Annotated in this window: 1 protein-coding gene and 1 pseudogene; one reads left to right on the top strand and one right to left on the bottom strand. The window is 37.3% G+C overall.

Going from position 1 to position 4,981, the window contains the following annotated elements; translation table 11 throughout:
• Positions 1–4,259: T9SS sorting signal type C domain-containing protein (locus P8M54_RS02000; RefSeq protein WP_300284455.1), on the top strand; the 4,259-nt coding region annotated here is incomplete at its 5' end.
• Positions 4,260–4,352: 93 nt separating this feature from the next.
• Here P8M54_RS02000 and P8M54_RS01995 read toward each other — a convergent pair.
• Positions 4,353–4,981 (bottom strand): annotated as a pseudogene (locus tag P8M54_RS01995) (biotin synthase); the annotation flags it as partial.

Below are 4,981 nucleotides of genomic sequence, written 5' to 3'. Positions count from 1 at the left end.
TGAATAATGTTGGTAATACTCAAGATTCTCAAACTGTATTCGGCACCGATAAATGGGTTGGGCATGTCTATAATTGGACGGGCGGAGTACCTCCAGGCGGTACATCTCCCAATGCTCCATCAAGTACAACTCCTTTTGCGAATGCTGAATACGTAGGATACTATAATATCCCAACTGAAACTATAAATGAAAACTTTGGAGGGAGTAGCAATTGTTTCAATGTTTTAAGTGATGGTGTAAATAGAACTACTATTCATACTGAATTATTTTCAGTAAGATATCGCATGAAATCAACAAGGCCGGCTGGATGCTATTTTTTAAATGTTAGTGGCGATGACGGGGTTAGGGTTTATGTCGATAATGTTTTGGTATTTAATCAATGGAGACAACAGGGAACAACTTATTATTGTAATAACTTAATTTATTTGAACGGTAGTAGTGATATTGTTTTAGACTATTATGAAAATACAGGAGGAAATACAGTAGGTTTTAGTTTAAGTGCATTTGATGGTTCGACAAACACAATATCTAGTTCAGCCGATGTTAAAGTTTGTTCTGGTAGTTCGCCTGGTTTGATTGATGGTTCAAACTTTGGAACTTGCTCTGGAGGCTCAAGTGGTGGTACTAATAGTACCTATCAATGGCAAGTGTCTAATGATAATATAAATTTCACTAATATTTCGGGTGCTACTGGAGAGGATTATACACCTGCACCTGTCACCACTACAACGGCAACAGTTATTAATTATTACAGAAGAGTTTTGAAAGCTTCAGCGACCAATGCAAGTAGTTGTAGTTTTAATTCGAGTTCTGTAAAAGTGACTACAAGTCCTTCAACCAAAACTTTTACTACATCGCCTGCAACTAATTCATGTATAAGTACCGATGTTACTTATACCACACAGTCGGGAATGACAAATTATGTATGGACTATTCCTGGAGTATTAGGTACTGATTATACTATTACTACAGGGAGTACAGATGCAACTAGCAATACTGTAACATTAAAATGGTTAACATCAGGTAGTAAAACGGTAACAGTAAACTATACATCAACTTGCTCAGGAGCCACTGCTGCGTCAAATACTACTACATTTGGTTTACTACCAAATAATGTTAGTAGTGGTTTTTCGGCTCCTACGATTTGTGTTGGAGATACACCTAAAATAATCTTTGACGCAGATGATACGGGGTTTGTAGGCCCTTACACTATTACTTATAAAAATAATGCTTCTGCCACGATTTATACTGAAACAATTAATTCTGCAGCTCCAACAAGTTTTACTCCCGGAGATAATCCAACATCAAACCAAACTTATACTTTACTAAGTATTGCAAATGCAAGTTGTACAAGGACTAGTGGTTTTGGTAGTGCTGGAGCAAATTTAATTGTTCGTGTCTTACCAACTGCAACTATTAGTGGTACAACGACCGTTTGTCAAGGGTCTACTTCGCCTAATGTAACATTTGCGAATCCTCAAACTGCAGCGATTACCGTTACCTATAATATAAATGGGGGCTCTAGCGCTACATTGGACGTTGCAGCTAGTGGTTCCAGTACTGTTGCTGTGTCAACCACTGTGACAGGTACATTTACCTATAACCTAACAAAAGTAGAGTATAAGGCGTTATCAACTTGTTCTAGTATCATTACAGGAGGAAATGTTGTTGTTACGGTCAATAGTAATACGGTTTCGGTAGCATCTTCTAGTCCTAATGTATGCAAAGGGAGTTCAATTATTGCAGTTACTCATGCTACTACTGGAGCGACTGGGATAGGAACACCAGTCAACCTACCACCTGGATTAGTCGCTAATTGGTCAGCAAATAAAGTAACAATAAGTGGTACAGCTACTACTGCAGGAACGTTCAATTATAGTATTCCTTTAAGTGGAGGTTGTGGAAGTATCAGTGCAGTTGGTACTATAATTGTCAATAATACGGCAGTAGTTACGTTGGTGAAAACGGATCAATCTTGTTCTGGCTTGAATAATGGTAGTATCAGTACATCATTATCAAGTGGTTTGTCTTCAATTCGATATATTAAGTTGACGCAAAAGTATAATAGTTGGCAGCAAGTGGCAGAAATTCAGGCATTTGAAATATTCAGTGGTGCGAACGTTGCATTGGCTACTGCTGGAGCTATTGCTACTTCGAGTAGTAATTACGTAAACAATGCTGCCACATACGGCCCTCAAAAAGCAATAGACGGGATTACCGCAGGAAATACTTTTTGGCACAGTGGAACTTCAAATATTAACGAGTTTATTACTGTTGATTTAAGTAGTGGTAAAAATCTTGATTACATTAGAATATACAATCGTTCCGATTGCTGTCAAGATAGAGGGCAAAATATGTTACTTGAGCTTATTGACGGTTCAAACACCGTTGTTTATTCAAAAACTGTGAATTTATGGGGTGGAATAAATGGGGCTAATTTTATTGATGTAAATGTCTTAGATGTTGCATGGACTGATGGCGCCACAACTTTAAATAGATCTGGTTTAGGTTTAGGAAATTATGTTTTAAATAGTAGTGATGCTAATGGTTGTAGTGCGTCAACTTCTACAACTATTGGAACAACTCCAATAGCCACAACATATGATGGATTAACCTCAACTTGGAGTCCTTTCCTTCCAGGGGCAGGTATTACAGGAACAATAACATCTTCTGGTTCAATTAGTTACGATGTTGATTTATGCTCTTGTACTGTTAACGCTGGAGTTACAGCAACTGTTGCTAGTGGAGTAATGTTGCGATTGCAAAATGAGTTGTCTGTAATTGGGTCGGGTAGTATTTTATTTTTAAATAACTCAAGTCTTGTTCAAATTAACGACAATGCAGTAAATAGTGGTTCTATAAAATATGATAGATTAACTACACCTATTAGTAATTTTGATTATACCTATTGGTCATCACCTGTTACGGGTCAAAAGTTAATTGATTTTTCTCCCGGGACTCTAGGAGATAAATTTCTATCTTATGATTCTTTAGGAAATAATTGGGTTTACGAGAACGCTTACTCTAATTTTATGTTGCCGGGTGTTGGTTATATTATTAGAGGTCCACAAAGTCAAATGGCTCCTACTCCTCCCGGGCCTGTACAATATCAATTTTCAGGAAAACCAAATAACGGACAAGTTTCTGTTGCAGTAGGGTCAGCAGGTAATTCTACATTGCTTGGAAATCCTTATCCATCAGCCTTGGATGCAGATGAATTCATAAAGGCTAACGCAGGAGTTATCGATGGCACTTTATACTTTTGGACACACAACACATCTATTCGCTTAGCAAGTACGCTTGGGGGTACTGCGGGTTCAGGGTCATACGCCTATACATCGGATGATTATGCCTCGTATAATTTAACAGGAGGTGTCGCTACAGCTTCCAAAAGTGTTTCAAGCGGTTTTAATGACTATATCCCTTCTGGAAAAATCGCTGCGGGCCAATCTTTTTTTACCAGTAGTGCATTAGCTGGTAATGTTGTGTTTAATAACAGCATGAGAGTGGGAGTAGGTTCAAATGTGGGGAATAATTCACAGTTTTTTAAGACGGCTTCTTCAGGAAAATCTAAAGCTGTAAATGAAAAAAGTAGAGTTTGGCTTGATTTATATAATGACGATGGTGCTTACAAACAAACGTTAGTAGGTTACGTATCTGGTGCTACTAATGATTATGATAACTCTTTTGATGGTGAAACATATGATTCAAATGTCTTTTTAGACTTTTATAGCATTAACAAGGATAAAAACTTCGCTATTCAGGGACGTGCCTTACCTTTCGATGTAGGCGATCAGGTTCCTATTGGATTTAGAACTAAAATTGCAAGTAACTACAAGATTTCAATTGGTCAAATTGATGGTTTACTATTAGAAAAAGATATTTTGTTGAAAGATAACTTATTAAATATAGTTCATGATTTGAATACAGGTCCCTATTCGTTTACAACCAACATAGGTGTTTTTGATGAACGATTTGTTCTATTGTATTCAAACAAAACACTAGGGGTTGATGATGTTGATCCAATCACAAAAGGAGTGTTTATCTCGACAAAAGATAAAGTTATCACTATTGCAACCGGAGAAGAAACAATAGCTGCAGCTTATGTGTACGATCTTGCTGGTAAACAATTGTTCGCTAAAAAAGCAATTGATACTAACCAAATGACGATTGCTAATCTTCCTGCTACAAATGTGGTTTTGGTTGTAAAAGTAGTATTAACGAATGGATCAGTATTGACTCAAAAAATAGTGTACTAAATAGCAGAATCTTCTTTTGATTTTCGTTCCATAAAAAAATGCCCCAAATAGTTTTTAACTTTTTGGGGCATTTTCAATAAAGACGGGCATTTTTTATTTTCTTTTAGCAGATGCCTCTAAATTTCTTTCTATTTTATGTTCTGGTCGGGACCATTTTGGTTTTTCACCTAAAGGCGAGAACTGAGAGTCTGCTGCCTCCACTGTTGATGGCTGAGACACTTTAGTAAAAGGCTTTTGAGGGTTTAAGCCTAGCATTTCAAACATTTTCATGTCTTCATTCACGTCTGGGTTTGGAGTAGTCAATAGTTTATCTCCTGCGAAGATTGAATTTGCTCCCGCAAAAAAGCACATAGCTTGACCTTCTCTACTCATGTTCATTCTACCTGCTGACAAACGCACTTGTGTTTCAGGCATAATGATACGTGTAGTGGCTACCATACGAATCATTTCCCAAATTTCAACTGGTTTCTCCTCTTCCATTGGTGTTCCTTCAACAGCTACCAAGGCATTAATTGGCACTGACTCCGGCTGTGGGTTTAAAGTTGAAAGCGCAACAAGCATTCCTGCTCTGTCTTCAATGCTTTCGCCCATTCCTATAATTCCACCACTACAAACAGTTACGTTTGTTTTACGAACATTTTCAATAGTTTGTAAACGGTCTTCAAAACCACGAGTAGAAATCACCTCTTTATAATATTCTTCAGAAGTATCTAAGTTGTGGT

This window comes from Flavobacterium sp. (assembly GCF_029242675.1).
Taxonomy (GTDB): domain Bacteria; phylum Bacteroidota; class Bacteroidia; order Flavobacteriales; family Flavobacteriaceae; genus Flavobacterium.
This window is presented reverse-complemented; position numbering and strand designations above follow the sequence as displayed.